This window comes from Microcoleus sp. ARI1-B5, from assembly GCF_036705795.1.
Taxonomy (GTDB): Bacteria; Cyanobacteriota; Cyanobacteriia; order Cyanobacteriales; family Microcoleaceae; genus Microcoleus.
This window is the reverse complement of record NZ_JAUBVK010000010.1, coordinates 45,707-69,977: the sequence shown is the minus strand read 5'-3', so window position 1 is coordinate 69,977 and position 24,271 is coordinate 45,707. Positions and strand designations below refer to the sequence as shown.

Here is a 24,271-nt window from a genome sequence, read left to right as displayed (position 1 = left end):
AGCTATCCGGGTAATACAATGAGATTGAGAAACATAGAAAACAGGGAAACCTTGTCACACCTTACCAACAGGATGAAACTTATGCGTGTAACTACTGTTACGATTTTCAGCTTGCTCGCTCTGCTCGCTCCCGGGTTGACCAAAAAGGCAAATGCAGCCTTCGACTCCAAACCCTTTGTGCAGGAACAGTACCGCAGAGACTTTGCAGCTCCCGCCGATCCGGGTGCGCCGGCACAGCCCGAGGCGAATTCCGAAGGAGATATGTTTAATAAGCCTTTTTATGCTGGGGAGCAAAAGCCTGTCAGAAAGGAAAAAACTATCTCAGCGGGAGCTGACGGGCCAGAAGTTGCGGCCATACAGCAGCGGTTGCAAGTTCACGGTTTTGCGATCGGCACGATCGACGGTTCCTATGGTTCTCGCACCACATCGGCTGTCAGTGCCTTTCAGGAGTCTAAGGGGTTCAAGTCAGACGGCATCGTGGACAAAGAAACTTGGACAGCTTTAGCAGCAGATCCGGCTGCTAAAGCTTCTGAAACTTTGCAGGGCAATGCTCCAACTCAGAACAGCGATCCTCCTGTTCCCGGCAATCCTGCAACTGCTCTGACTAAAGGCGCTGCTGGCTCCAAGGTGAAGACGCTACAGGTGCGTTTGGAAGTACAGGGTTACGATCCGGGCCCGATCGACGGCATTTTTGGCGATCGCACTGCTACGGCTGTGAAGAAATTTCAGGAGTATAAGGGTTTGACGGCTGACGGTGTGGTTGACGAAATCACCTGGAAGGCGATCGGTCAAAACTAAGTGACGAGTTAAAAATAGGGAAAATTGCTGTGGCGATGACTCATCAGTGAACCCGGTGTCAAAAAAAGACCGGGTTTCTCGATGTTGACCGATCGCTCTGTTGTGTGTTATGGTCATTGAATGTCAAAATGCGGATATGGCGAAATTGGCAGACGCGCCAGATTTAGGTTCTGGTTCCGAAAGGAGTGAAGGTTCAAGTCCTTTTATCCGCATAGCATCTAAGGCTTTATAAATCAAGGGTTTCTGGTTCATTGAACCAAGAGTCCCGTTTTTGGCTCATCTTTGGCTCACTCTTGCAGATTATGCACGGGTAGTCAGAAACCGGGTTTTTACCAGAATACTTCCTTACAGCCGTAGAAACCCGAAAAAACCCGGTTTCTTGGATTTGGCGCGGGCAGTCAGAAACCGGGTTTTTATGAGAATACGCGTTACAGTCGTAGAAACTCGAAAAAACCCGGTTTCTTGGATTTTGATGCGCGGGCAGTCAGAAACCGGGTTTTTATGAGAATACGCGTTACAGTCGTAGAAACTCGAAAAAACCCGGTTTCTTGGATTTGGCGCGGGTAGTCAGAAACCGGGTTTTTATGAGGATATTACAGTCGTAGAAACCCGAAAAAACCCGGTTTCTTGGATTATGCACGGGGAGTCAGAAACCTGGTTTTTATGAGAATACGCGTTACAGTCGTAGAAACTCGAAAAAACCCGGTTTCTTGGATTATGCACGGGTAGTCAGAAACCGGGTTTTTGCGATTGTGAGTCAAGGGCGGCAGGTTTCATCAAAAAATATCCAATCCTTCCTTCTGGAATCGACTCATTTGTCCGATAGTGGAAATTTTCTGAGTCGAATGTTTTAGAAGGTTAAGCCATTGCTTGAATAATGACGAGTGGGGAAGGAAGCACAGACAATAAAGCTGCATATTGGTAGAGGCTTATTCCATGAAATTTGCAGCTTTATTTGTCAATCTTTACCAATCGTTTCTCTCTAAAATTGATTGGGCAAAATCTCTCGTTGTTTCACCTTTGTGATACCACCAAGGCATATCTAAAGGGAAAGCGGGAAAATGTCCTTTAGGAGCATTATTTAGGTTGAATGTTAACGATCCATAAGACTTCCAAGCAAAAATCCCACCGAATATACCTGCGTCTCTTCTCCAGCCAATTTTTTCTCCAAAATCTCCCACGTTTTTAAACACATTCAAATAAATTTGCTTTTGCGCCTTAAAACCAAAATGCCCATTACTGTTATCTGACCACAGTTGATTAATAGTGTGTAAATCATCACTGGGCAATATTCTCAGATTTCCCTCAAAATCACGGTTAGCTATCTTTACTATGATGTCACAGGTTTCTTGGTCTGCTTTTTTCCATTCTCCCACTTTTAGTAAACTACTGAGTCTAGTATAGTCTATGGTCAAAGCCGTATTGATTTCGCTAGAAATCAGAGCAACGATTCCTTCTTCGGAAGTAGCGTTATCTAAATAATGTTGACTTTGTTCCCTAATTTTATTTATAACTGTTGGCGAAGTTAATGGATTAATATGTTGATTAAGTTTGGCTTCATAGAACTTACAAGCAGCATTTCCTACGGCATAAATCATTAGGGCTTTAGTAGAAGCACTTATTATTTTACTGGGAATCATGCCATACTCTAGCCAGTCTATACCTGCATCAATAGCTCTTTCTCCCAAAAAAGCTGCACCAAAGGCTGTTAAAGCTTCAATTTTTCGTTCGGGAGCTTGTAAATTAAATCCATAAATATCGGCAATCTGATAAACCATTTCTGCCGAGAGTTTGGTGATTTCTGGTAAATCGTACTTAGCTATCCCCCTGATAACAGCTTCAGCTCCCGGAATTCCTCTAACTAAATCCACTCCAGCCGCTTGTAACGATTTTTGAACAATAAGAACATGAGCACTTTCATAGGGAGATTTGTCTCGGTAGCTGTGCTTTAGCCTTTTAACAGACGATTCAGATGCAGCAAAATTAATTTCACAAATAGATTCACCAATCCAATTAACTAGACTATTCCAAGCATTTGAATTAGATTCTTGCTTTAGTTGTCGTAGTTGAGGATTAGCATTGACTTCAGTATTTATTTGAAGAATTTGTTCGCTGGGTTGTGGCGATGATGGCGATGATGGCGATGATGGCGATGATGGCGATGATGGCGATGATGGTGCGGGTGTTGGTGCGGGTGTTGGTGCTGGTGTTGGTGCGGGTGTTGGCGATATTCCTTCAACTGAAGGTTCAATAAATCCATCAATAATTTCTGGGTATGTCAACTCATCTGACATTTCCATAATTGCTCGTATTACTGGTTTCGCCATCAGGTTATCATATTCCAAATCATCCAGCCGATAGCGCTTGGCACGGTTAGCAACTTGAACAGTAATGCGGTAGCGATTGGAAGATTCCACCAACTCTTCAGCACGTTGGATGACTTTAAAGGAATCAAATTGAGGAGGTTTCTATGACATAATTGAGTACCTTCTGGTAGAAATTTACAAGTAATAGGAGGGTTACTTATTAAGATTAAATAAGAGCTAGTCGAACTTCTCAACAGGGTAGGCAAGCGACGCTTTTTTTCCTACCCTTATCGCTTAAAACCAGCGCTTTTTGAGTTTCTTCAAGTGCGATCGCCTCAAATTCCCCACCAACTCCCGCAACCGATCCAAATTTCCCGTTTCCCCGCCATACTTCCACCGCACGTAAGCCTGCGAAACTTCCTCAATCACCTCAGCTTCATCAGTTGCATGATTCCCGCGCATCGCCTCAGCATACTCCAAAGGCGTTTGAGCTTTCTGCTTCACAAATCCCCGACTCGCCAAATCCTTCAGCATTTCCTGATAAACCCCCTCCACCGGTGGCAATTTCCCCAGCCAGCGACGGTAGCGCCACTTGCGCCACAGTTGCCAAATTAACCAGCCAATGAAGCCAAATGCGATCGCAGCAATTAAGCCAGTAAACAAGCCCACCCAACCCTTCGCAAACTGTCCCAGAAACCAGCCCAGAATCAAACTTATCCAGCCAATCACAAAACCGATAACTGAATCCAGCCCGCTTCTCAGAGGCGTCGGCAGCCAACCCGCGATCCACTTCCAAAACGATTCCAGCGCGCTAAAAGTCTGGTTGTCTTCCACCGAAGCCGGAATCAACGGATAACCGGGAATCGGATTAAAACCAAACCAGCCGTATTTGGGAAAATATACCTCCGTCATCAAGAAAGCGTCGGTATTTTTCACAACATACAAACCAGTAAACGGGTTGAATTCTCCCGTATCGAAACCGCCAGCCACTCGCGCCGGAATCCCGATCGACCTGAGCATAATTGTCAGTACCGTCGAAAAATGGTCGGGATATCCGCCAGTAACTTTTTTGCCGTCCTGGGTGTTTTTGTAGCCAAAGAGAAAACCCTCGACTAAATCTTCTGTTTCTTCCAAGTAAGGCAAGGCTTTTACGAGTTTGTAATTCGGGTTTTGCTTCAAATATTGAGCTAAGTACAAAGCTTTTTCGTAGGGAGAATCGATCGCCCTTTCCGACTTAGATACTCTAGTTCTCGCCAACAAGATTTCTTCTGTTTTTTCTCGCACCTTGGCGGCAATTTTCGGCGGCACATCCAAATAGAACTTGCGAATATTTTTTGGGTAATCTGTACCAGTTTGCCCCAACACAGAGCGCTCGCGAAAAGGCACATTAGAAATCACGGTATAAGTCACACCCTCCGCCAATTCCAGAGGCGATCGCAAACCCCCCTCCGCATCAATCGCCACCTCTGTCGTCGGAAAATAAAGTTCCTTCGGCTTGTTTAAAGCCGGAATCAAATTCGGCAACTGAGCCACAATAGTATAACTTTGAATAACCTCTTGAGTGCGGGGCGCATTGGGAAAAGGATTCAGATAAAATTGATAAGACCACCTGGGTCTATTAATCTTTTGAGCTTGTTCGTTGCGCGAAATTTCCCAACCCTGGCCCGTGTATTTGTCAAAGCCCAACACGCGCCAAAAACCCGCCGCCTGCGATCGCACGCGCATCACCACTTGAGGTTTCAGTTCCCCCCGCAAATTTTGATTGATGCGCTGGTTGAAACCGTAATAAAAAGTAGAGTCAACCTCTCCTGGCCCTTTGTCTGGGTTTCTCCCCCTTCCTCCGCCAGTTCCTTTTTGATTTCCGCCTCTGACATACCCCGGATTGATAATGCTGCGCGAGTCAAACTCTCCCTGATATTGAATCGGAGCACTCACAGGAAAAGTCCGCAACTGATAGCCCGGGAGGCGCGGCAAAAACGCAAAAATAGTCAGCCCCAACCCGACAGTTATCACCAGCAGCAAACCAAAATACTTGGGGGATAAAGTAGCAGCAAATAGCGACCAGTTGTTGTTTTTTTCTTTACCTTCTGCTTTCTGCTTTCTAGCTTCTGGCTTCGACAGTCCCAAGCGCGATCGGTAATCCAGCACCAAAGTCGGCAGCGCTAAAGCCAAAAACACCAACAGCAACGGCCCAAAAGTCAGCGTTTGACTGATAGTCGCCGCGACACTCAACAAAATCAGCCCGATGACGATCGAATAGCCCAAATCCTTGCGGCGGGGCAAATCGAAACTGTGCAGCACTTGAATGTTAATTAACAGTTGTGCCAAAACTAACCGGGTATCGTTTAATTCTCCTACCAAACGGGTAAAAAAAGCGAACAGCGCCACCAGCATTCCAATAGCTATGCAGAACTTAGCAGCTACATTGCGATCGCGGCGGCGGTACCAACTCCAAGTTGCTCCCACAATACTAACAGGCACAGCCCACAGGTTCAGGGCTTCTTCAGCAGCAACGTCTGTCGCCACAATTCCCACAATTACCAACAACTGAACTAGGATTCGCAGCAGTAAAGAATCCTCAATCACCGGCGGAGGCATGGCCTCTATCTGCTCCCACAGCTTACCTAAAACAGGTATCTTTCGCAGGTTATCAGTTGTCATGTGCACCCATCCAACGATTTTAGATTTTAGATTTTAGATTTTAGATTGAATCCACAGATTAATCTGAGAGGGCTTTAACTAAAGATCTAAAATTTTTGGCTTCCCACGAGCGAGGTCGGGGGATTGAATCGGTTTTTGTGTGAGGTCAAACCACAGAGTAAAAACCTACATAATTTACTCTAATTTGATTTTTCTAATTGCTATCTTGTCCTGACAAAATTGGACGAATAGCAAACATCAGAGGTCTGGTCTCGAAGTTTTGGAATCGAACTTCTAAGGCATAAGTCTTGTCTGGTTGCGGGTCAAACAACTCCACACTTAAATGCCCAGAATTCGGACGGTGTGCACTTGCTTCGGCATCTCCTCCTTTGAGTTCCAAACTTCCTGCCCCGGGAAATTCGCACTCTACTCTTAAACACGGCATTGGCTGTTCTCTGTTGGTGTTCGACAGGTATTGAGCCCTGAGAGTCAGCGAACCTAAAGCAGTCAGCCACTCCCGGGAAACCGGCGGCTGATTTACATGACAATTCAAAGTTAGAGACTCAATGATTTCTCGGGCGGCCAACAGCGACATTAGCATTTGTTGATCGGTAGTTGCCTCGGAGTAATTCGGTAAATCTTCTACTTCTAAACCTGTAATTCCTCTGGCCGCACCCATGAGTACGAAACCAGCTAATTGGTTGAGTTCCTGAGACTGGCCCGGAAACAAGCTATCTACAGCGCGAACTAACTTCGAGCCTTCCCGCAGCGACGACATTACCATTTCCTGACAAGGTTCTAGCAGTTGAGCAAAAACCCCTTGGGCGATCGGAATTGGCAGGCGACCCCACCTGATATTTTGTAGTTGGGGAGTCCAGATGTGTAGGGGGGGAACCCATTGGGGGGCTACATCGTCTGGGTAATCGTGGTCGTAACTTTTAATTTCTGTTTCCCAGGGGAACAGCGGCGGGTTGGATTCAATTTCGGCTCTAAGCCTTTGTTTTAACAAGGTCTGAAAACGGTCTTGCACGGTCGGTATATCTCCAAGAGTCAGCGGTTGTGCGGGTGCATTGCTGTGCCCCCCCACTTGATAATCCAGCGGGTCTGGTTCGTCCCATTCCCAGTATTCCACCCCAGAATTGTCTTCTATGTCGCCCCACTCTTCTGAGAGATGGGGTCTGTTGAGGTTTTCCTCATCTTTGCTAGAGGCATTCTCGATCGGCGCCTGCAATACCCAGTCTAAGAAATGGCGCTCGAAAGCCTCTGCATCCCTGTTCGTTTCGTTATTCATCACTAGATGCCCCTTCTCCGGAATCTGAACGATTTCGCAATTCCCAGGCAAGTTCGAGTAATTTAAACCACCGTTTCTGTACCTGGGCTACCGTGCTGCCGAGGGTTTGCGCGATCGCTGACTCTGACAGACCCTGTTGCTTCAACTTTAACAAACGCTGTCCCTCTGGGCCGATTTGCTCGCCAAAAATCTGCCACTGAGAAGGCAGCAAACCCAGATTTTTATCTAAGTCTGCTTCCAGCCACTGGTGAACCAGTTCCCAGCGGTGCGACATGGCAAACCTGAGCAAATGGTACTTAAAGCGCTGCTGCAAATAGTCTCTTTGGCGCGGAGTTATGCCCAGCAGCGACTCTATTTCATTAGTCGGCAAATCTTGCAAGCGCAATATGAAATAATCGGCGCATTCTTGTTGGTTGCGCTCTTTCAAATAGGCTACTAATTCGTCTATCACCTTTTGCCGCAGAGATTCTGACTCGTCGCCTTGGGGGCGAATTGCCGAGGAACCCTGTCCCGCCATTGCTTCCCGCACCGAGTGCACCGAGGTGTCGTTCCAAGTTTGGTCGGAATCTGAAGCCCCTCCGTCGGCGGCTTGTTCCATATCCACGGAGGTTTCTTTGGGCTGCTGCTGGGAAAAGGTTTGGGCCCGTAAAATAATTAGTTGCTGGCTGCGGTTTCGGGGTAAAGGAATGCGCCGCTTGCCGAAACGCTCTACAAAGGCCATGTACTCTGCTAGTTCTAAGCGAGTGCGGGGACTGTAGGTGGGTGGCAGTTGGGTTTCCCGCCGGAATGCCTTTAAAGCTTCCAGATAAAATCCTTGCAAAAAATCTTTGATCAGTTCTACTCGCGCCTGATAGCTAGACTGCACCTGGGGAGGGGTGATGTAGCGATAGACGATCGCGCTGAGGGTACTGTGCAATTCTACTCGCCCGGGCCCGGAGCCTAAACTGTAATAGTGGAGGCATTGTTGCAAGCGGTGCTGAGCGAGGCTCTGGGCTGAACCCTCGATGTCTCCGGAGTTTTGAATCCGCTGACTTTCGGTGCATATCCTGGTGACTTCTGCTGCGAGTCGCCCTGCTACATCTTGGCAGTTCTGCTCAGACGCGCGAGTGGACTTTTTGAGTTCGTCTAACAGCAGTTGAAATATGGTTTCCACGCTCTGGCAGATTTCCCGCATGATGGTTTACAGCTCACATTGAAATTAGCACAATTAGTAGCAGTACGGATAAATTTTTTCTATTGCTACTTTACCCGGTATTCCCGGTAGAGGACAAACTGCAATGCCCTCGATCTCCTCCTGGGCAAAAACACTGAGGACTGCTTTTTTTTAATCTGTCCCGGAGGCACCATCCGCAAAAAACCCGGTTAAACTAGCGGTTTTTGGTGGCAAGCGCCAGAGGATTTTTAGCAGAAACCTGGTTTTTTGCGTCCTGGACTATAAATGTTGTATCAGCCACCGAAACTCGCCTTAATTAAATCGAGCATGAGGCAGGACGCTGTTAGATTTGGAGGCTAAACCGTCAATTTATCTAAAAAATGCGGGATATTTTCTCAAAAACGCTATATTTGGGTATATGTTTAATATTTATTAATCATATTCATGGGATTTCAGATTTCGCATTTTAGCTTAATATGGGGCAGTCCTGGTTAATATATACTTGGACGCGCACCTGTTACCCTGACATTCTTAAACTCAAATCTCAAATTAACTGACTGATGGATTTAGACCAACAGATTCAAGCACTGATTGACAAAGCTCCGCCCGACGGTTCGACGCCACAAATCTTAAAGGCGATCGCCCCGGCGCTGATTTTAATTGCCCAACAGCTACAGCACCTCGAATACTCGATCCTGCAAGCGCTAGACCAAAGTTGGGCGATCGTGGTTTTGAGCAATCTCAAGCAACCGGGACGGGAAAAGAAGGTGATTTATGCTTTTCCTACTTTTCAAGATGCGTCCTCCGCTGCGGCGGCTGGGGGCGATCGCGTCAGACCGGTGCCTTTGCCTGTTACTCACATTTTATTTCAGATGATTGCTCTTGAAGGTCTCGACAGCATTGTTTTTTTTGAAAATCCCGGCAATCAGGAAGTCGGAACCGAAATCCCTCGCCGACAAGTGCAGGACTTAATAAATGTTTACTTGCAGCAGTATCGATCGGCTCCACCGTCGGATATTGCCTAAATATAGCCTTTCTCAAGGGCGTGAGGTATGTCCGGTAATCGGTAATCGGTAATCGGTAATCGGTAATCGGTAATCGGTAATCGGTAATCGGTAATATGTCATTGCTCGCCCTCTCCCGAACTCACTTAAGAAGCGCTATAACTCAATTTCTTATGAATTGGTAATAGGGAATTACCAATTACCAATTACCAATTACCCATTACCAATAAAGTGTAACTTTTCAACCTGCTAATAAAGTCGGCTCAAAACGTAATCTGCCAAATCAATCAAAGCTTGGCGGGACTCTGAATGGGGCAGCGCAGCCAAGTATTCGACAGCTTTCTGTGCGTGATTTGTGGCTAGTTCTCGCGATCGCTCTATGCCCCGAGACTCGTGTACCAGTGCCAGAGCCTGCTCTAGATCTCCTTCTTGGGCGAATTCGCGTTCTATGAGAACTTCCAAGTAAGGCTTTTCTTCCAGGGCAAATAGCGCTGGTGCTGTCAGATTACCGCCGATCAGATCCGAGCCTGCGGGTTTCCCCAAAGTTTCCGTAGAAGCGGTGAAATCCAATATATCATCTACTATTTGGAATGCTAAACCAATGTTGCGACCGTAGTTGTACAAATCGTCTGCTATTTCCGCTGAAACCTCGCTCAAACAGCCCGCTGCTTTAGAGCTGTTGGCAATTAAAGACGCTGTTTTGTAATAACTTTTTTCTAAGTACGCTTCGATCGACAAACTGGTGTCAAATCCATTTAGTCCCTGTTGAATTTCCCCCTCTGCTAGATCCATAATCACTTCTGAAAGCAGTTTGACTACTGGCAGGTTGTCCAGATTTGCCAAGTGCCACGAAGATTGAGCAAACAGAAAATCTCCCGCCAATACTGCCACTCGGTTGTTAAACCGACTGTGTACCGTCGGTACTCCCCGCCGCAGATCCGACTCGTCCACCACGTCGTCGTGAACCAAACTTGCTGTGTGGATCATTTCTGTGATTTCCGCGAGGCGGCGGTGTTTTTCTGTGATTGGACGATCGGGCATCGTTGTCCGCGCCATCAACAAGACTATTGCGGGTCTCACCCGTTTTCCCTTTGTGCCGAATAAGTATTCTGCAGCCGCGTACAAAATGGGATGACGGGCACCCACTAACTGTTTTAAGTTTTCTGTCAACAGTCGCAGGTCTTCTTCAACCGAGGAAAATAGGAGAGTGCTAGAGATCATGGATACGCCGACTCAAGCCGTAAAGTAACAAAATTTTACATATCATATCTTTATTTTAAGCCAATTCTCTGCAATAGGGAAGAAAAATCTAGCCGACCGGCAGTTATTTGTCATCTGCTACGAGCTAGGAGTCACCCCACTGCCTCCGGCGAGTGGCCCGCTGGCAGAGGGGTTGCCCCTATTGTATCGAATCCCCAATGCCCCAAAAAACAATGTCAAAGGTAGAGCTGCTAGCCCGACGTTATGCGCGGCAAGGAGCTTTTCTGAGAAAAACTAAGATAGGGGGGAACTGGGTTGACAAGTGTTTCCTGGTTAGGTGTCCGAAGTGCAATCACCTCTTACCTTCTATGATTTCAGCGGATGGGTTTGAGTGCTGCGTCACCGGCAGGTGCGACTACGAGCGCCAAATTTATTCACCCGCCGAATTGTCTCAACTCGGTAGATGAGTCCGCTTAGGTAGAGCCCGCTAACTATCAGACCGAAGGTTGAAAGTAAAAGGCAAAAAGCTCGCCACCAAAGCTTTAAGACCTTTTTTAACAGCAGTTTCCAGCACTTCCGACACTTGCTCTCGCTACGTCTGCAATATGTCCATTAGGTAGAGTGCGGAACGCACACTCATCCCACTATTAAGGCTTTCAGCGACGGTATGGAAGCGTGTTTAATAACCAAAAGCAGAAACGACAATGCGGCAGACTAACCTATCAATACGGTCGAGAGAATATCTAACAAAACAGGAGATAGAGGCTTTACTGTTGGCAGCCAAGGCAAACAAAGACCGACTCTTTGCACTGCGAGACTATCTCGCCATACTTTTGAGTTTTCGCCACGGATTGCGAGTGTCCGAATTGATCGCGCTGCGCTGGCAAGCGATCGACTTTGACGCCGCCAGAATTCACATTCAGCGACTAAAAAACGGTACTCCCGGCGTTCACCCATTGCAGGCAGATGAATTGCGAAGCCTGAAGAGCCTGCAAAAGATTCAAAATAGCCCGTGGGTGTTTACTGGAAAAAGTGGAATTCCGCTGACAAGGGATGGAGTTGCAAAAATGCTGCGGCGACTAACAGCGATCGCAAAACTAGAAATTTCGACGCATCCCCATATGTTCCGCCACAGTTGTGGATTTTATTTAGCCTCAAAGGGATACGATACTCGCCTTATTCAAGAGTATTTAGGACACAAAAGCATCCAGCATACAGTAACGTATACCGCACTTAGTCCAGGAAGGTTTGAAGGATTATGGGAAAAATAGATTTATCCCTTCAACTGCCATCATTTTAGCGGTAAATTTTGCCAAAGCCTGTGAAAGTTAGAGCGCTGCTGGCTTCAATGCGGCATTCAGCCCCAATAGATTTAATGTATTTTGGAATAAAGATGTTGAAAAAAGATAAGGCCGAATTAACTCTCTCTCGTTGCGGTAACTGGTACAATTTTATGGTGTGGCCCGACGGAATAGGCGAAGATAAACGTAGGTTCATAGATAACGATTCCGGCATCCTCTGTTTTTGTGATATTGAGCCTAACTACAAAGTTTTTTACCTATCTTTATTCCGGCCGCGACACGATAGAATTATTTCGAGAATGTCAATACTTCTCCTCAATTCTTGAGAATTACCGCTAATAGCAGCCCAGACACAGGAGCGACATTTATTATTAATTTAGCGGTGGAAAAAGCGAGCTTGTTATTGATTTTAATTTTTCATTCCAATATTTTTCTAGCGCTAGTTAAATAGCAGAAGCTAATCTTGGCATATTAGCAATAACGGCTTTGGGATTTTCAACTATGATTTTCCTGCTGTCCATATTCTAAAATTAAAATTCAGTTACTAAAATTCTAGCCCGTGATCGACCAATTACGAAAAAACTAGCTTTTTCCAAGTACCCCAAACGCCGTTATACTCACTTCTTTTCCACCAATTGCCGCTGCCGTCGGTAAAGTCCTGCTGACGATATTTAGCCGCAGATGTGGTTCCGAAAAGTGCGTCGAATTGCAGTAACATCCCCGAATTTACGGGAAAATTTGAATTTGTCACACCGCCGTCTATCCAAATCGTGGCGGCGTACTGGTTGAAAGTCAAATTATTGGCATTAAAAGCTACATTATTGCTACGCGACTCCAGTAGCCACGCTGTGGATATTTCGATATTACCCGTGAATGTCTTATTGCCAAAAATCGTTTCATTGGCTGTTGCACTTACAAAGCCTAATTGTTGCGGATTTTGCCACGTCCTATCGCCTCTTAGCAAGTAGTTTTGTTGTCCGGCTGACGCGGCATTGACTAATCCATTCGTACCCGCAGCAGTGGGTGTTGCCGCTCCGAATAATTGCAATAAGTTTTCCAATGCGGTGAGGCGATTGCTCAAAACTTCTAGTGCTGGGTCATCTTTTTTTTTGAAATACGCCTTCGCAGAGACAGCCCCCGCTACCAGAATAGAATCTCCAGTTTTTAGTGGCGCTTGCCATTTATTCGGTACCCCGACACCTAATTTAAAGCTGCTGCTGATCGCCCGATCGTCTAGGGCGATTTCACCCTCAAAAGGGAATCCCTCAAGAGTCAATTCTTTCTCGATTGCCCACGCTCCGAAAGTATCAATCCCAAAGAATTGAAGCGCTATTTTTTGACTTAAGAGTTGTTTGGCGGCTAGTTGCAACCTCTCTCCCCGATCGCTTCGAGGTACCGAGTTGTCTGTCGCTACCGGCAGTTGCAGGCTGGGAATTGTCGGGCGAACTTTTACATCGACGAGCCGACACTCGTAAAAAATTTCATAATCAGCCAGAAACGGCGCAAATTTCTGCGTCCACTGGGCTAAGTCGAGAAGAGTCACGGTGTTGGTGCCGTCGGCTGGAACGAGCCGACGCGAAAAAGCAAGGGTTTCGGTTATAGATTCCATTATGTTAGTTGTTTAGGTATAACTCGATCGGGATGTTGGCAGCAGTCGCCATATTGCTGGCAAATACCGTATCATAAAGCGCTTTGCGATCGCCGTCATCACGAATCCATATTTCATGATACTCAATGCTGCGCGTGTCTGGGTCGTATGTACCCGCAGTTCCGATAGTAACGACGGTTATTGCTCTCGTTACACCGTCGCGGCACTTCTTTCTTTCGTTCCAACTTATAAACGAAACGCAATCCAAATTGACGGTTGCTTGCCCTTCTTGAATGTGAAACCAATTTTTCATAACAACAATTAATCAGTAAATTTATTATCTCAGACCGTCACCTTTCTAGCGACTTTCGTATAGTTTCGCGCACGTCTGCCGGTTTGAATCCCAGCGGGATTTTTTTGCCGCCGATCGCGCTCAACTCGTCAGAGCCGTCTTTACTGCGTCGGCTTCCATAAATAACAAACCAAGCCGGGTGTACTCGGACGCGGGGTTTTTGCATTTTTGCCTTCAAATCTTCCCCACCGACAAGGCTTATTATTTTAGACTTGCTGAGTTCCGCCGTCCGCTCAATAATTTCGCGGGCCGCATTTTGACTGCTGGCATAAGCTTTCATTTGCCCGCCTCTTCCTATCTTGTCGGTATCTTTGTCAACCATTCGCGCAACTGCGTAGTGGTTTCCGTAAATGTAACCGTTTTCCCCTCCCGCCACCGCCAGAATGTTTTCCCAAGTACACTTGTTCCGGTGAATGTTCGGAATATTTAAGTACGGTCGGGGCGGCGTTCGGTTGCCGAGGCGCTTGACTTCCTTGCTCGGTTCGTAAGGTCTGGTGCCGCTCAGACGCCAGTGAATTTCAACAGAAAGGGGCGCAACAAAATTTTGAACGTACTCGGCATAAGGGTAGCCGACAAAAGTTCCCAAGTCTGCCCGCGCCAGCTCCGCTCGAATCAACTGCTGAATTGCTGGCAAGAGGCTGGCTTGCAAGGCGATAAAAACTTCGTTACCTGAGATTAGCAGTTTTGTTTCTTCATCGCCGTCTTTGTCTAGAACGAGTTCGTACACCTCAAAATAAGACTGGTCGCTGACCTTCGCGTCGCTTTGTCCGGCAATCCGAGTGATTGGATCGCTTTTTTGGAGTATGCGGTTGACTTTCGCTTCGGATGTGTTTTTAGTCATTTACCGGGCGTACTCCAAGACGATGAATTCGCTCATCCCCTCGCCGAAACCTTCGACTACTCCTTCCAAGAAGTTTCCCAATGCAGGGTTTTGGTCTTCGATAGCCTGTACGAATTCGTTAACTTTATCGCTCAATATCCAGGGTTTGCCGCCTTCTTCTCCCCAACTGGCGATCGCCTTATCAACCCAAGGGATGCCAGATTTGATGTTAGCCTTCGCCCACTTCCTAAAGTTGATGTACCCAGCGGCAAAAAGCGCTTGGCGGGCCAGTCGGAAAACAGCCCAGCCGACCGTACTGAGTTCTTCGAGAATTTCTTCGGCTACTTCGTTCTCGTCTTCGAGCACCATGAACATCGTGCTGGTGGCCCTCATGTTAATTGTTAGTTTTGGCGTCTTGTCTTTCCCGATGATGAATCCAGCTAAACTGCGCCCTAGCGATTCGCCCGCAACCCCCGCGAAATTGACAAAACCCTGCTGTAACTCTTTGAGTAGCGTGTCATCAGATTTGTTGAAATCAAAATTGTAAATTGTCTGCGTCGCCCCGACGGCGGCGTTAACCAACTGCGGCATAACTCCAGCAAGCGTAACGCCGCCAATCAGCCCAGCGCCACCGATCGCTGCGGCGATCGCTCCTATACCTGCTGCAATTCCCCCGACAATCACTCCACCGATCAGCAGCACCGCACCGGCACCCGCTACTACGGCTACAGGATCTTCTTTCAGCCAGTTCTCGAAGATTTTCCAGTCGCCGCGGGCGATCGCTCCAAAGAGCTCTTTTGCCCCGTCGGCCATATTTTTGAGAAGGGCTTTGGCATTGAGCAAACCCTTTGCCAAAATGCTGCCGATCGAACTGCCGATCGAGTTAAACCAACTGCCTAGAGTTCCTCCTGAAGAAACCACGAGGGAAGAGTTTTCTGTCGTGACGCCAGGGCTGGGTTTCATCGTTTTTCCTCCAATTTGTTGGTTGTTAGTTTTTTGAGATTCTTAGTTTTAGTTTTGACAGGTTTAATGCCCGTTGTTGAATTCGCGAAGTCGCTCTCGTACTCCTTGATGTAGTCTTTCATATTTCCTACTCCTACGGCGCGATTGATATTAATTCTGTCTAGCGCTAGCTGCCTGCGAAGCTCGAGTACGTTGTCTTTGATTTTTAATTTTAGGTACGTCTTGATACCTGTTTTAGTTATCTGACTACTTTTTGCCATATTTATTCTTGCCTTGGTAAGTTTTTCTGAATCTGACGCAGTATTTCAAACAGCGATTCTGAACGGGGGTGCATTTCGACTGTTTTAATTTTATTCTCTCTTGTTTTTAGGAACTCGGGGATTAAAGCTTCCGTAGATTCGTCTTCGTTCAAGTCTAGCTGTCTTTCATTGTTTTCGCCAAAACCTTTACCGGTCTGAATCATGCAATTAAACGCCGTGACGACTTTTTCCGTCTTGGGTTTCAATGTAACGCCTAAAACATCAAGTATTGCGTCTAATTTATTCACTACGTCAACTAAAGCCACTAAAGATTGAGTGACGGTAAATCCGTTGCGCAAGTCCATATTTGTGCCGACGTTTCCATCGTCGCGAACCTCAAACATCGCTTCTGCCATCGCTTTCGCCCAGCCGGTGGCGTTGACGTAACGAACTGTGAGCGCTTGATTGCCCGCTCTGGCGCTCTCGGCGTCTTTGATGACAGCTTCCGGCTCGAATATCATGCCGTGCGCCATCATTCGGAAAATGCACTGAGCAATCTCGTAATAGTCCTTGGCTTCTGTTTTGCTGTTTGGATCGACTCCCGGGGCCATGAAAGAATTGCTGACCGGGAATTTATCTTTTAACAAACGCTCTACTCCGAGAGCTTCTTTTATATCTTCTAGTTCTGCTAATACTTCTTTGCAGCAATTTTCCACGAGAGGTCTGTTTCCTGTTGGTAGTATTTGTGCAACTTTAACTTCACCTATAGGCAGCACGTAAGCTGCGGTATAAAAAGAGTAAGTTTCTTCGCCTGTTATTCTATTTTTTAAATGTGAGTCTAGCCTTTCCTTATAATACCTGTTTGAGGTCTGGATATATTTATGTATTTTTGCTATAGATCCATAGAAAAGAAATCCTCCGTATTTTCGATTACTTTCTACGGCTGCATAGCATTCTATCGACAAAAATGGTTCGTCAAGCCAACTGGCATAATATGTATAATAATAAGCATTTTCTTTTATGTTAGTAAAAAATCCTGAAATAACACCATTCAAAAATTTTGTCTCAAAGCTTAAATCTTTGTTTGGATAAGGTACGTGGTTGGGAAATAGTTTGAAATAAGTTTCAGTATAATTCAGTCCTTCCACAAAAGTCGCGGGGCGAGCAAGCAATGGAGGGAAAGTAAGCTGAGTTTTTTTCCACTTGGTAATTATAGCCAAAGGTTGGAAATAATTCCATCCGTAAAAATACGATTCGCAATCAACAGAAACAAGTGCCAGTTGCTGTGAGTCGCTCATGGCTTCTAATCCTGTGTTGCCAGGAGGTATCTCTTTTGGAGGTTGAGGAACTTGCGGAGCAGGTTCAAACGGAGGCTTTGGATTGCAGCCGGGGTCTGGGTAAGTCCGGGTAGCTACTACCTGCCCGAATATTTTTTTCGTTTCGGTGACGACGCAATCCCTCGCCTCAACCTTCACTTCAAAGCCGCCCACGCCGAGTTCTATCTTGCCGCCTTCTATTCCCCAAGTTATTTTTTGTCCGGCAATTTCAACCTTAGCAGCGCCGCCGTAGTCAGTCGTGACGCCGATGCCACCAATTCCAAGATTTATGTCCAGGGATATCGAATCGGGACGGAGGCCGACTTTTCCCTTGACTCCCTTCACGGAACTGCTGACATCAATACCGCTAGAACTGGCGGAAACTTTTCCTTTGACTCCTCCAACAGAACCGCTGACATCAATACCTTTTGAGCTAGCTCCTATTTCTACCATTTTTCAACTCATCCCGCTGTAGTATTGCCTCGCATTCGGCCTGAAAGTTCAAAAGCTCACGATCGCCCGACAGCCACCGCGCACCGTAATGCGATCGCTCCCGGTTGGAAGCTGCACTTTGAAATTCGGATCGGCGATAAATTGCAACCCGATCTCCGCGCTGCCGTCAAACAGATCGACTTCCCCAGCGGTGAGGTAGGCTTTCAGATTTTCGCTGTTTACCCGATCGCCAAAATTCTGACAAGTGTTGGAATAAATCCAAGTCCAGCTTGCCGATGCGCTTGTTCGCTGGTGCAGCAGCCACTGGCACTTGGGGAACGCCGAGGCTAGGTTTTGCATTTTTGCGAGGCGATCGGCGATCGAAGCATTTGGCTTGATATCCGGTGCCGGCGTGCTCGTTCCCAGGCTGGGCAGGTAAAAGTGCATCTGCAAGTGTTCTAGGTAAAGTTCAAATCCTACAGCTTCTCTAGTAAGCTGCGGCGGATCGCCGGCGCTGGCAGAGAAGTTTGCCGCCCAATTGAGGCAGCGGTCGGCGATCGCCTTGCAGTCCACTATTTTTTGAACGGTGGAATTGTTTAGGGCGATCGGCTGCAAAATTGGGATTGTATAACCTCTAGGTTCCATTAGAGCAAGTATTCCTGTGGCGTGTCTAGCGTTCCGTTAGCTTGCATGGTGGTGGCAAAGGGCAGGGAGAACTGTCCCAAATAAACGCCGCTGACGGCGTTGAACGTCCCGGTAATGTAGTTCTTTTTTTCTGGGTTTTTAGTGGAATCGTTTTGTCTCGCCATCAAAAAGCTCAAAATTTCTAGCAGGTAAGCCGCCGGATTTGTACTCTTAAATGTACCTGCCGGACTGCCCGGAGAAAAAGTCAGGTTGTTCAAATAAGACTCCGCTGTTATCACCAAACTGCCTGTCGGGCCAATCTCTTGCTTGGCTAAAATTTGCCACGAGCCGCTAAAAAAGCGATCGTTGTCAGTTCCCTTTGAGCCGGTAAAGCGCTGGATCGAGGTCGGGTTTTTGCTAGCGTCCTCTTCCATATTTTGCCACCACTGCAACGTGAGAAACGCTTGACCTTCGGCCGTAGGAGACGCGATCGTGGCTCCCGTTCCCGGAGTAATAGCAACCATAATTGAAACTATTTTAAAATTATTTTGCAGACTTATACCACCTTAAGGTGGTGTAAGTTTCTTCGTCTGATTATAGAACAAAAAAAAGCGTGACAGCAAGGTTTTTGGCGTGCTAGCGTCTAAAAGCAACAAGCAATCGGAGATTCGCATTATGGCCGCTTTTACCAACACCTCTTTGGTTTCGACAACTTTAGAAGGCGCGCTGCTGGAAATATTGAGATTGGTGGCCGACAGGCAAGTTTCTACTACTACTAACCCGCAAAACCGATCGGTGGTCACTCAGTTCACTCAAAACGAACTGTCAGGCGTTTTCAGTGTCGCGCTGACTTTACCGGCGTCGCTGGCAAACAACACTGCCGGCAAACCCGTGGCAACCGCTACGGAAGTATTCCTCTAATCAACAGTTGCTGCCCGCGCAGCAATAAGGAGAAAAATAAATGACAAACTTGCCGCAAACCCCACAGCAACAGTCAGATATAACTACCGAGTTAACAGCGAAAAAAGGCATTCAATCTCGCGTCGTCCAAGCCTATGTAGAGCCAAATGTCTACTTAGAATTCCGAGTAAGAGAAGATTTTTACAATTATTTTGGTCTCCAGCCAACAATTGCGCTCACCGCTGACGCTGCGGTGACAAGATACAAGCCCGGGAGTGCTGGCGCTACCGCCGGGACTTCCGACACCAACAAAGGCAACGGCGTCTCCTACCGCTCAAAAAGCCGGAAATTGGCTGGGAAAAAAATCAAATTTCCGGTAACTGGTGCAGACGCTCCGCCGGTTAGTGCCGCAAAACCGGACAAAAAGAAAAAGACGATGACAATTCGAGTGCCTTCGATCCTCTCGGCGGCAGCAATTGCCTTGTGGGTGAATACTGCGATGCAGGCAAATAGGAGACCGGCCTATTTCACTCTAGAATCGGGTACCGAAGTCGTGATAGACCCGAAAATGACTGAGTCAACAAAGCTCAAACCCCTGAAGTCCATCAAAGGAAAAACAGAGGCTTAGCGAATTGCAAAACTGGAGGCCTTGCAAGCAGCAACCTCCGGTTTTGGGACTGTTTTTGCTGTACGGATAGTTTATGAGCGTCGGTGACGAGTCTTTGTGGAAATCAGTTTTTGGACAGGATTACTACCGGGAATCGATCGGCTACCAACAGGTGGAGCCGATTTACTTGCCCGGTTCCTTTGCCTCGCAAACGCTCCGCGTTCGAGTCAGTTCTGCGACAGCTAGAAACACGTGGCGCGCTGCGGGAGAACTCGTTCAAATCTTGGGGCAAGTTTCGGGGTGGGATTTTGAAGGGGAAACCAAGTATCTGCCGCTCAATGCCGCGAAGTTAATTTCTTTTTCTGAGTTTGCAGGCTATCAGTTAAAGTTTTATCCGAAATATTGGATAGATTCTTTCCAAATTCAAATAGATAAATACTTGTTGTAAATGAAAGAAACTATTGAAACTGCCTCTGTAGTGCTTAGCATAACAATTGCTACTTTTACTATTTGGAGGATATACAATTCGATTCTCCGCCGACTTGTTGTAATTCAGATGAGGTTGGATTCTCTCAAGGGGCTGGCAATTGCCTTGAGGTCTAGAACTAGCGATTTGGAGAAGTTTGCTTCTGTCAATCACGGATATCACATCAGGGGCGCGGCTTCAGACATAGAAGAAGCTTTCTTGGACAACTATGAAGGCAAGGATACGGGTTTTTAGGTAAATCAATATAATTAAGTGAGTAGAAATAATGATACGGCTCGACGTTCCGTTTAAGTCTCAATTAGACAACAGTTTCCGACCTACCGGTTCGTGCAACGTTACCAGCATCGCTATGTGCTTGGCTTATTTTGGAGTGAAGCCTAAGGGTTCTGGGCAGCTAGAAGATGAACTGTACCAGTACATGGAGGACAATAGCCTGAACCGACATTCTCCGCAAGATTTGGCTCAGGTTGTCCGAGATTACGGTAAAAGAGACGTTTTTACTGTTTGGGGTACTGTTAAGCAGTGTTGCCAGCATATTCGGGGGGGAAATCCCTGCGTGATTCACGGCCACTTTACGCCCTCGGGACACATTATTGTGTTGATTGGTTTCGATGATGAAGGCTTTGTCGTTCATGACCCCTACGGAGAATACTTTGAAGGCGGCTATCGAACTGATGTGAGCGGCGAATCCCTTCATTATTCCTACGGGCTAATCGAGAGGACGTGCATCCCAGACGGTCAGTTCTGGGTGCACTACCTCTCAAAATAAGACGATCGCACTTCGATCTCGCAAGCACTGTGCGATCGCCTCCGAAGACACCCCTAGGGCGATCGCCTCCCGAATTTCTTCGCAGCGGGCGTTGGCGATCGCCGAGTCGGTATTGCCGCCGGGTACGTGGACGTGCCGCACTTTGTTGCCGCTGCGGTAGGAGAATCGGAAATATTCGCCGCCCCGCGCCGTACCTTTGGGCCGGTACCGGGAAATCGACTTTGTTACAGAATCATCTGGGGGAATTGATTCTGTAACAGGTTCCGGTGTTACAGAATCATCTGGGGGAATTGATTCTGTAACAGGTTCCGGTGTTACAGAATCAACTGGGGTCGGAACTAGCTTAAATTCACCGGGATAGAGAAAGCCCCATTCTTCGGTGTTCGGGTTCCAAATTCTGACGCTGCCGTTTCCAGGGTGAACCATATCAACTTGGAAGGTGTCGCCTTTCTTGGTGTAAGGAGCGCTCGCCGATTTCTTCCGCAGCTTCACCCGGTCGCCCGGTCGGATAGTTCCCTCGCCGCCCGAAAGCGAGTCGAACAAGCTTAACTGTTGATGTGCCATAACTGCTCTCTAACCTCTTTTCTCGTTTGTGGTGCTACACATAAATGCGGTTTCTATGGGAAGGACATTTATGTGTAGCGCGATTTCTGGAACTCAAGCAAAAACCAGCATCCAAGAGGGTGCTGGTTTTTGCTTTTACTCTAGTTGTTCAAGATTAGGGGTTTGGCTTTGGCGGTTGGCTATCTCCTGTTGTTGGAGCTCTTTCAGCTTGAGAAGGTTTTGGAGCTTCTCTTCGTACTCTCTGGCTTCGGACTGGTACCAGACAATGCACTCGTTTGACTTCACCAACTGTTTGCGCGCGTCGTCAATCAGTTGGTCGAGAATTCCCCCAATGGCGAAGTTAAGAGTAATTCCCGGCGCGCCACCTTCTCTATCAGGTGGGAAGCTGAGACTCCGAGTTCCTTCGCCAGTTCGTCCAACATTTTCACCGCCGTCGGGGTCAATCCGTAACTCTTCGGAGCCTTCGTCTCTCCGTGTGCTTTTTGTTTCGCTTTGCGCATAGGTTTCGATCATGACTTCTACTCCAGAATAGCGAATCTTAATTAAGAGCCTTGACATTTTCTTAATTAAGAGTATACCATACATTCAGACTCTTAATTAAGAGCATATCTGCATACCCTAAACGTAGTGGGCGAGCTTTTCCCTCGCCCTTTCCTAGAGATGGAATCTTCCCTAGAACTAGAAACCAAGACTCTGACCGAACTCAAGGCGATCGCCCAGCGCTTGCTGCTGAAGGCTTCCTTCAAGCATCGATGCGAGCCGGTTGGTGACAAGCGCCTCAAGCAAACTTGGATCGACTTCCTCACCAAAGTGTTCGCCGCATCCGATCGCCCCGCAAAAAATTCCCCCGGTGTCGAGATCGCCCTGGAGCCGAAAGTCGAGATCGTCCAGGAGCCGAAAGTCGATCGCCCTGTAGAAAATTCCATCAATGTCGAGATCGTCCAGGAGCCGAAAGTCGATCGCCCTGTAGAAAATTCCATCGATGTCGAGATCGTCCAGGAGCCGAAAGTCGATCGCCCCCAGGAGCCGAAAACCTCCTTCTTCAATTTCGTCAAACCTTACCTGCATCACCAGCCGGACTTTGAGGAACCGGGCAACAGACACCTTGCCAACCTCTACGAAGCTTGGACAACATTCTGGAACGCAGATACTTTTACCAAGCTCGATCTCCCTTACTGGGAGACAGAAGTTTTTGACGGCTCCCTAGCTTACGTGAGAATCGGTCTAGCCCTGCACGCAATTCGCTTGAAACTTAGTTGCCAAAACAAAAACTGGAAGCAAGAATTTGAAACGTTTTGCAAGTCCTCTCCCGTAGGCAGCGTTGCTTACGCACGGAACATAATTAAAGCCGCCAAAGTTGCGATCGACTTGATTAACCTAGGCTTTTCCAAACTGCCTAGCTGTATCTCACAAGCTTTACCGCTAGCAAAATTTATGTCGGACACTCAAGCCGACGGCCCCGACAGCGATGCAATTGGCAATCAAGGCTTAGGGCAAAAATGGCAGGAAGTTTTAAACTTAGCTCCCGAAGGGCGGATTACAACCGCCCACGTTCAAGAAGTAGTAAGCGGCTCAGAAGAAGAAAAGCCGACAACTATAAAAATTAAGAAATTCAACAAGAATCTGGCAGAAGAAGCCCGCGCCAAAGGAATTTCTTTGCAGCAGTTGATCGAAGAAATTCTGACCGAACGGTACGCCGAACCGCCCGAACCGCCCGAACCGCCCGAACCGCCCGAACCGCCAGAAGAGCCGACCGAGTACGCGCCGGAGCAAGTGGATACTTTGGATGAGTGCGATCGCTTTTTTGCTGCTGTGGCGGCCAGCGAGCAACAACCTGCGCGGGCGATCGGCGCCCGGTCAGATTCTCGCAGCCCGCCGGGAGGTGATGCTATGTCTTAGTGCGACGATAAAACTAGAGCGTTCCATACCACTTGCTTACCTATTAGCGCGATCGCTTGTGACGGGCGATCGCTTCCTGCAACCACAAAAACAATGAATAGTCCAAATACTTTCACTTACCGGCATTCAGAGATGCCGCTGATGACTGATGAGATGAAATCGGAAATTACAGAAATCGACTTCAATGTAGCGAACTTGATTTTGAAATTTCAGGGCAATTACCGCGCACTCTCCGAGCTAGCAGAAACTCTTGCTGACTGTCTAGATAGTTGCGAACTGAATTTGAGCTCTATTCGCATCATTGCCGACGGCGAAGTGTCACCGGGGGCGATCGGGTTAGCTAACCTACCCACAACTGAGAAGCAAATAATTGTTTCTACCGCTATCACTTCTACAGTGGCAATCGAGATGCTAGCTGATATTTTCGATTTGGACTACCCCGACGCTGCAACCCTAATTCGACACAAAGCTCAGAATCAATTTGGGGAAATGTCTCCCGAAAAAATAGAAGAGGTTCTCGAACAATTAACCAAAGCAGCTCGGGAGAAACCGAACGGCCATATTTTCACAACCGAAATCTAAAATCAGAAGCGATTGAGAAAGACATCAATCGCTGCCAGCGCCAACCTAGATACTCACAATATCATGAAAGCAAACACCAATCGCAACAAGTTAGTCCAACAGCTAATACTCGACTGCAAAACATACTTGGGCGACAACTTCAGCCAATATGAATTAAGAAACTCGTTTGTCATCCTTCAAGAAGCAAAAGCCAAAGGTTTGCTTGGGGTTGACAGGCTTCCGAGCTGCTGTTTCGCAGAAACCGTGAACGCAGCAAACCATTTGTTGAGAATCTGTCAATCCGAGGAATTGTTGAGCGCTTCTCTCAAACATTCAAAAACGCTCTACGCTTACATAGCGCTAGTGTCCCTCAACTGCATCAAACCCGCCTGATGATGACTGCCTCCCCTTGGCAGTCGAAACCCCCTTTTTAAGGGGGTCGCGGTAAAGGGTTGCG

The 24,271-nt window shown here is 47.3% G+C and carries 26 protein-coding genes and 1 tRNA gene; 12 read left to right on the top strand and 15 right to left on the bottom strand.

Annotated elements, in window-relative coordinates; all coding sequences use genetic code 11:
• The first annotated feature begins 81 nt into the window (after positions 1–81).
• Together QUB63_RS16830 and QUB63_RS16825 are read left to right on the top strand one after the other, a co-directional pair.
• Positions 82–798, top strand: a complete 717-nt coding sequence (locus QUB63_RS16830) for a peptidoglycan-binding domain-containing protein (protein WP_332946404.1) — start codon at positions 82–84, stop codon at positions 796–798.
• 130 nt (positions 799–928) lie between these two features.
• Positions 929–1,010, top strand: a tRNA-Leu gene (locus tag QUB63_RS16825).
• Between the two features lie 753 nt (positions 1,011–1,763).
• Here the strand turns inward: QUB63_RS16825 and QUB63_RS35070 are convergent.
• From QUB63_RS35070 to hetZ, 4 genes are all read right to left on the bottom strand, one after another.
• Complete coding sequence (locus QUB63_RS35070; protein WP_442921798.1) at positions 1,764–3,215, bottom strand: GUN4 domain-containing protein; 1,452 nt, start codon at positions 3,213–3,215, stop codon at positions 1,764–1,766.
• A gap of 183 nt (positions 3,216–3,398) precedes the next feature.
• Positions 3,399–5,765, bottom strand: coding sequence for a transglutaminaseTgpA domain-containing protein (locus QUB63_RS16810; protein WP_332946403.1), 2,367 nt, complete (start codon positions 5,763–5,765; stop codon positions 3,399–3,401).
• A 193-nt stretch (positions 5,766–5,958) separates the two neighbouring features.
• The gene (locus tag QUB63_RS16805) at positions 5,959–7,035 is read right to left on the bottom strand and encodes a hypothetical protein (RefSeq protein WP_332946402.1); all 1,077 of its coding nucleotides are present in this window, start codon (positions 7,033–7,035) and stop codon (positions 5,959–5,961) included.
• Positions 7,028–8,209, bottom strand: coding sequence for a heterocyst differentiation protein HetZ (gene hetZ, locus QUB63_RS16800; RefSeq protein ID WP_332946401.1), 1,182 nt, complete (start codon positions 8,207–8,209; stop codon positions 7,028–7,030). Before hetZ ends, QUB63_RS16805 begins: the two co-directional genes overlap by 8 nt.
• A 539-nt stretch (positions 8,210–8,748) precedes the next feature.
• Between hetZ and QUB63_RS16795 the strand changes: the two genes are divergently transcribed.
• Positions 8,749–9,213 (top strand): hypothetical protein, encoded by a 465-nt coding sequence (locus tag QUB63_RS16795; protein ID WP_332946400.1) that lies wholly within the window; start codon positions 8,749–8,751, stop codon positions 9,211–9,213.
• 228 nt (positions 9,214–9,441) lie between these two features.
• On the opposite strand, the gene sds is transcribed toward QUB63_RS16795, so the two are convergent.
• Positions 9,442–10,413 carry a solanesyl diphosphate synthase gene (sds, locus tag QUB63_RS16790; protein ID WP_332946399.1) on the bottom strand — a complete coding sequence of 324 codons (972 nt, stop codon included), beginning with the start codon at positions 10,411–10,413 and terminating at the stop codon, positions 9,442–9,444.
• Between the two features lie 683 nt (positions 10,414–11,096).
• Here sds and QUB63_RS16785 point away from each other — a divergent pair.
• Positions 11,097–11,663 (top strand): tyrosine-type recombinase/integrase, encoded by a 567-nt coding sequence (locus QUB63_RS16785; RefSeq protein WP_332946398.1) that lies wholly within the window; start codon positions 11,097–11,099, stop codon positions 11,661–11,663.
• 601 nt (positions 11,664–12,264) lie between these two features.
• On the opposite strand, the gene QUB63_RS16780 is transcribed toward QUB63_RS16785, so the two are convergent.
• Genes QUB63_RS16780 through QUB63_RS16745 form a run of 8 tightly spaced genes read right to left on the bottom strand, consistent with a single transcriptional unit; the run spans position 12,265 to position 18,551 of the window.
• Complete coding sequence (locus QUB63_RS16780) at positions 12,265–13,302, bottom strand: pyocin knob domain-containing protein (RefSeq protein WP_332946397.1); 1,038 nt, start codon at positions 13,300–13,302, stop codon at positions 12,265–12,267.
• Between the two features lie 4 nt (positions 13,303–13,306).
• Complete coding sequence (locus QUB63_RS16775) at positions 13,307–13,594, bottom strand: hypothetical protein (protein WP_332946396.1); 288 nt, start codon at positions 13,592–13,594, stop codon at positions 13,307–13,309.
• Positions 13,595–13,631: 37 nt separating this feature from the next.
• Positions 13,632–14,474, bottom strand: a complete 843-nt coding sequence (locus QUB63_RS16770) for a hypothetical protein (protein WP_332946395.1) — start codon at positions 14,472–14,474, stop codon at positions 13,632–13,634.
• The gene (locus QUB63_RS16765) at positions 14,475–15,416 is read right to left on the bottom strand and encodes a hypothetical protein (protein ID WP_332946394.1); all 942 of its coding nucleotides are present in this window, start codon (positions 15,414–15,416) and stop codon (positions 14,475–14,477) included. It lies immediately after the preceding gene.
• Entirely contained in the window at positions 15,413–15,676 is a 264-nt protein-coding gene (locus tag QUB63_RS16760; RefSeq protein WP_332946393.1) for a hypothetical protein, read from the bottom strand. Before QUB63_RS16760 ends, QUB63_RS16765 begins: the two co-directional genes overlap by 4 nt.
• 2 nt (positions 15,677–15,678) lie before the next feature.
• Positions 15,679–17,424, bottom strand: coding sequence for a hypothetical protein (locus QUB63_RS16755; RefSeq protein ID WP_332946392.1), 1,746 nt, complete (start codon positions 17,422–17,424; stop codon positions 15,679–15,681).
• A 48-nt stretch (positions 17,425–17,472) separates the two neighbouring features.
• Positions 17,473–18,048, bottom strand: coding sequence for a hypothetical protein (locus QUB63_RS16750; protein WP_332946391.1), 576 nt, complete (start codon positions 18,046–18,048; stop codon positions 17,473–17,475).
• Positions 18,048–18,551, bottom strand: coding sequence for a hypothetical protein (locus tag QUB63_RS16745; protein WP_332946390.1), 504 nt, complete (start codon positions 18,549–18,551; stop codon positions 18,048–18,050). Before QUB63_RS16745 ends, QUB63_RS16750 begins: the two co-directional genes overlap by 1 nt.
• Positions 18,552–18,702: 151 nt before the next feature.
• Here QUB63_RS16745 and QUB63_RS16740 point away from each other — a divergent pair, with 151 nt between their 5' ends.
• From QUB63_RS16740 to QUB63_RS16720, 5 genes are all read left to right on the top strand, one after another.
• A complete protein-coding gene (locus tag QUB63_RS16740; RefSeq protein WP_332946389.1) occupies positions 18,703–18,948 on the top strand; it encodes a hypothetical protein in 246 nt (81 codons plus the stop codon).
• Between the two features lie 40 nt (positions 18,949–18,988).
• Positions 18,989–19,555, top strand: a complete 567-nt coding sequence (locus tag QUB63_RS16735; RefSeq protein WP_332946388.1) for a hypothetical protein — start codon at positions 18,989–18,991, stop codon at positions 19,553–19,555.
• Between the two features lie 73 nt (positions 19,556–19,628).
• A complete protein-coding gene (locus tag QUB63_RS16730; protein ID WP_332946387.1) occupies positions 19,629–19,982 on the top strand; it encodes a hypothetical protein in 354 nt (117 codons plus the stop codon).
• Positions 19,983–20,255 (top strand): hypothetical protein, encoded by a 273-nt coding sequence (locus QUB63_RS16725; protein ID WP_332946386.1) that lies wholly within the window; start codon positions 19,983–19,985, stop codon positions 20,253–20,255.
• Between the two features lie 31 nt (positions 20,256–20,286).
• A complete protein-coding gene (locus tag QUB63_RS16720; protein ID WP_332946385.1) occupies positions 20,287–20,790 on the top strand; it encodes a C39 family peptidase in 504 nt (167 codons plus the stop codon).
• Here the strand turns inward: QUB63_RS16720 and QUB63_RS16715 are convergent.
• Both QUB63_RS16715 and QUB63_RS16710 read right to left on the bottom strand, forming a co-directional pair.
• Positions 20,782–21,354: a hypothetical protein gene (locus tag QUB63_RS16715; protein WP_332946384.1), complete on the bottom strand. Its 573-nt coding sequence runs from the start codon at positions 21,352–21,354 to the stop codon at positions 20,782–20,784. The two genes, QUB63_RS16720 and QUB63_RS16715, sit on opposite strands and share 9 nt — an antisense overlap.
• 135 nt (positions 21,355–21,489) lie before the next feature.
• On the bottom strand, positions 21,490–21,867 hold the full coding sequence (locus QUB63_RS16710; RefSeq protein ID WP_332946383.1) for a hypothetical protein: 378 nt from the start codon (positions 21,865–21,867) through the stop codon (positions 21,490–21,492).
• 147 nt (positions 21,868–22,014) lie between these two features.
• Between QUB63_RS16710 and QUB63_RS16705 the strand changes: the two genes are divergently transcribed.
• The 3 genes from QUB63_RS16705 to QUB63_RS16695 all read left to right on the top strand — a co-directional run bounded on the left by QUB63_RS16705 (position 22,015) and on the right by QUB63_RS16695 (position 24,207).
• Positions 22,015–23,253 (top strand): hypothetical protein, encoded by a 1,239-nt coding sequence (locus tag QUB63_RS16705; protein ID WP_332946382.1) that lies wholly within the window; start codon positions 22,015–22,017, stop codon positions 23,251–23,253.
• A 93-nt stretch (positions 23,254–23,346) separates the two neighbouring features.
• Entirely contained in the window at positions 23,347–23,835 is a 489-nt protein-coding gene (locus QUB63_RS16700) for a hypothetical protein (RefSeq protein ID WP_332946381.1), read from the top strand.
• 12 nt (positions 23,836–23,847) lie between these two features.
• Entirely contained in the window at positions 23,848–24,207 is a 360-nt protein-coding gene (locus QUB63_RS16695; RefSeq protein WP_332946380.1) for a hypothetical protein, read from the top strand.
• The last annotated feature ends 64 nt before the right edge of the window (positions 24,208–24,271 follow it).

Coding starts and splice junctions, on each gene's coding strand:
- QUB63_RS16830 (WP_332946404.1), top strand. CDS start 82: ATGCGTGTAACTACTGTTACGATTTTCAGCTTGCTCGCTCTGCTCGCT.
- QUB63_RS16810 (WP_332946403.1), bottom strand. CDS start 5,765: ATGACAACTGATAACCTGCGAAAGATACCTGTTTTAGGTAAGCTGTGG.
- QUB63_RS16805 (WP_332946402.1), bottom strand. CDS start 7,035: ATGAATAACGAAACGAACAGGGATGCAGAGGCTTTCGAGCGCCATTTC.
- hetZ (WP_332946401.1), bottom strand. CDS start 8,209: ATGCGGGAAATCTGCCAGAGCGTGGAAACCATATTTCAACTGCTGTTA.
- QUB63_RS16795 (WP_332946400.1), top strand. CDS start 8,749: ATGGATTTAGACCAACAGATTCAAGCACTGATTGACAAAGCTCCGCCC.
- sds (WP_332946399.1), bottom strand. CDS start 10,413: ATGATCTCTAGCACTCTCCTATTTTCCTCGGTTGAAGAAGACCTGCGA.
- QUB63_RS16785 (WP_332946398.1), top strand. CDS start 11,097: ATGCGGCAGACTAACCTATCAATACGGTCGAGAGAATATCTAACAAAA.
- QUB63_RS16780 (WP_332946397.1), bottom strand. CDS start 13,302: ATGGAATCTATAACCGAAACCCTTGCTTTTTCGCGTCGGCTCGTTCCA.
- QUB63_RS16775 (WP_332946396.1), bottom strand. CDS start 13,594: ATGAAAAATTGGTTTCACATTCAAGAAGGGCAAGCAACCGTCAATTTG.
- QUB63_RS16770 (WP_332946395.1), bottom strand. CDS start 14,474: ATGACTAAAAACACATCCGAAGCGAAAGTCAACCGCATACTCCAAAAA.
- QUB63_RS16765 (WP_332946394.1), bottom strand. CDS start 15,416: ATGAAACCCAGCCCTGGCGTCACGACAGAAAACTCTTCCCTCGTGGTT.
- QUB63_RS16760 (WP_332946393.1), bottom strand. CDS start 15,676: ATGGCAAAAAGTAGTCAGATAACTAAAACAGGTATCAAGACGTACCTA.
- QUB63_RS16755 (WP_332946392.1), bottom strand. CDS start 17,424: ATGGTAGAAATAGGAGCTAGCTCAAAAGGTATTGATGTCAGCGGTTCT.
- QUB63_RS16750 (WP_332946391.1), bottom strand. CDS start 18,048: ATGGAACCTAGAGGTTATACAATCCCAATTTTGCAGCCGATCGCCCTA.
- QUB63_RS16745 (WP_332946390.1), bottom strand. CDS start 18,551: ATGGTTGCTATTACTCCGGGAACGGGAGCCACGATCGCGTCTCCTACG.
- QUB63_RS16740 (WP_332946389.1), top strand. CDS start 18,703: ATGGCCGCTTTTACCAACACCTCTTTGGTTTCGACAACTTTAGAAGGC.
- QUB63_RS16735 (WP_332946388.1), top strand. CDS start 18,989: ATGACAAACTTGCCGCAAACCCCACAGCAACAGTCAGATATAACTACC.
- QUB63_RS16730 (WP_332946387.1), top strand. CDS start 19,629: ATGAGCGTCGGTGACGAGTCTTTGTGGAAATCAGTTTTTGGACAGGAT.
- QUB63_RS16725 (WP_332946386.1), top strand. CDS start 19,983: ATGAAAGAAACTATTGAAACTGCCTCTGTAGTGCTTAGCATAACAATT.
- QUB63_RS16720 (WP_332946385.1), top strand. CDS start 20,287: ATGATACGGCTCGACGTTCCGTTTAAGTCTCAATTAGACAACAGTTTC.
- QUB63_RS16715 (WP_332946384.1), bottom strand. CDS start 21,354: ATGGCACATCAACAGTTAAGCTTGTTCGACTCGCTTTCGGGCGGCGAG.
- QUB63_RS16710 (WP_332946383.1), bottom strand. CDS start 21,867: ATGATCGAAACCTATGCGCAAAGCGAAACAAAAAGCACACGGAGAGAC.
- QUB63_RS16705 (WP_332946382.1), top strand. CDS start 22,015: ATGGAATCTTCCCTAGAACTAGAAACCAAGACTCTGACCGAACTCAAG.
- QUB63_RS16700 (WP_332946381.1), top strand. CDS start 23,347: ATGAATAGTCCAAATACTTTCACTTACCGGCATTCAGAGATGCCGCTG.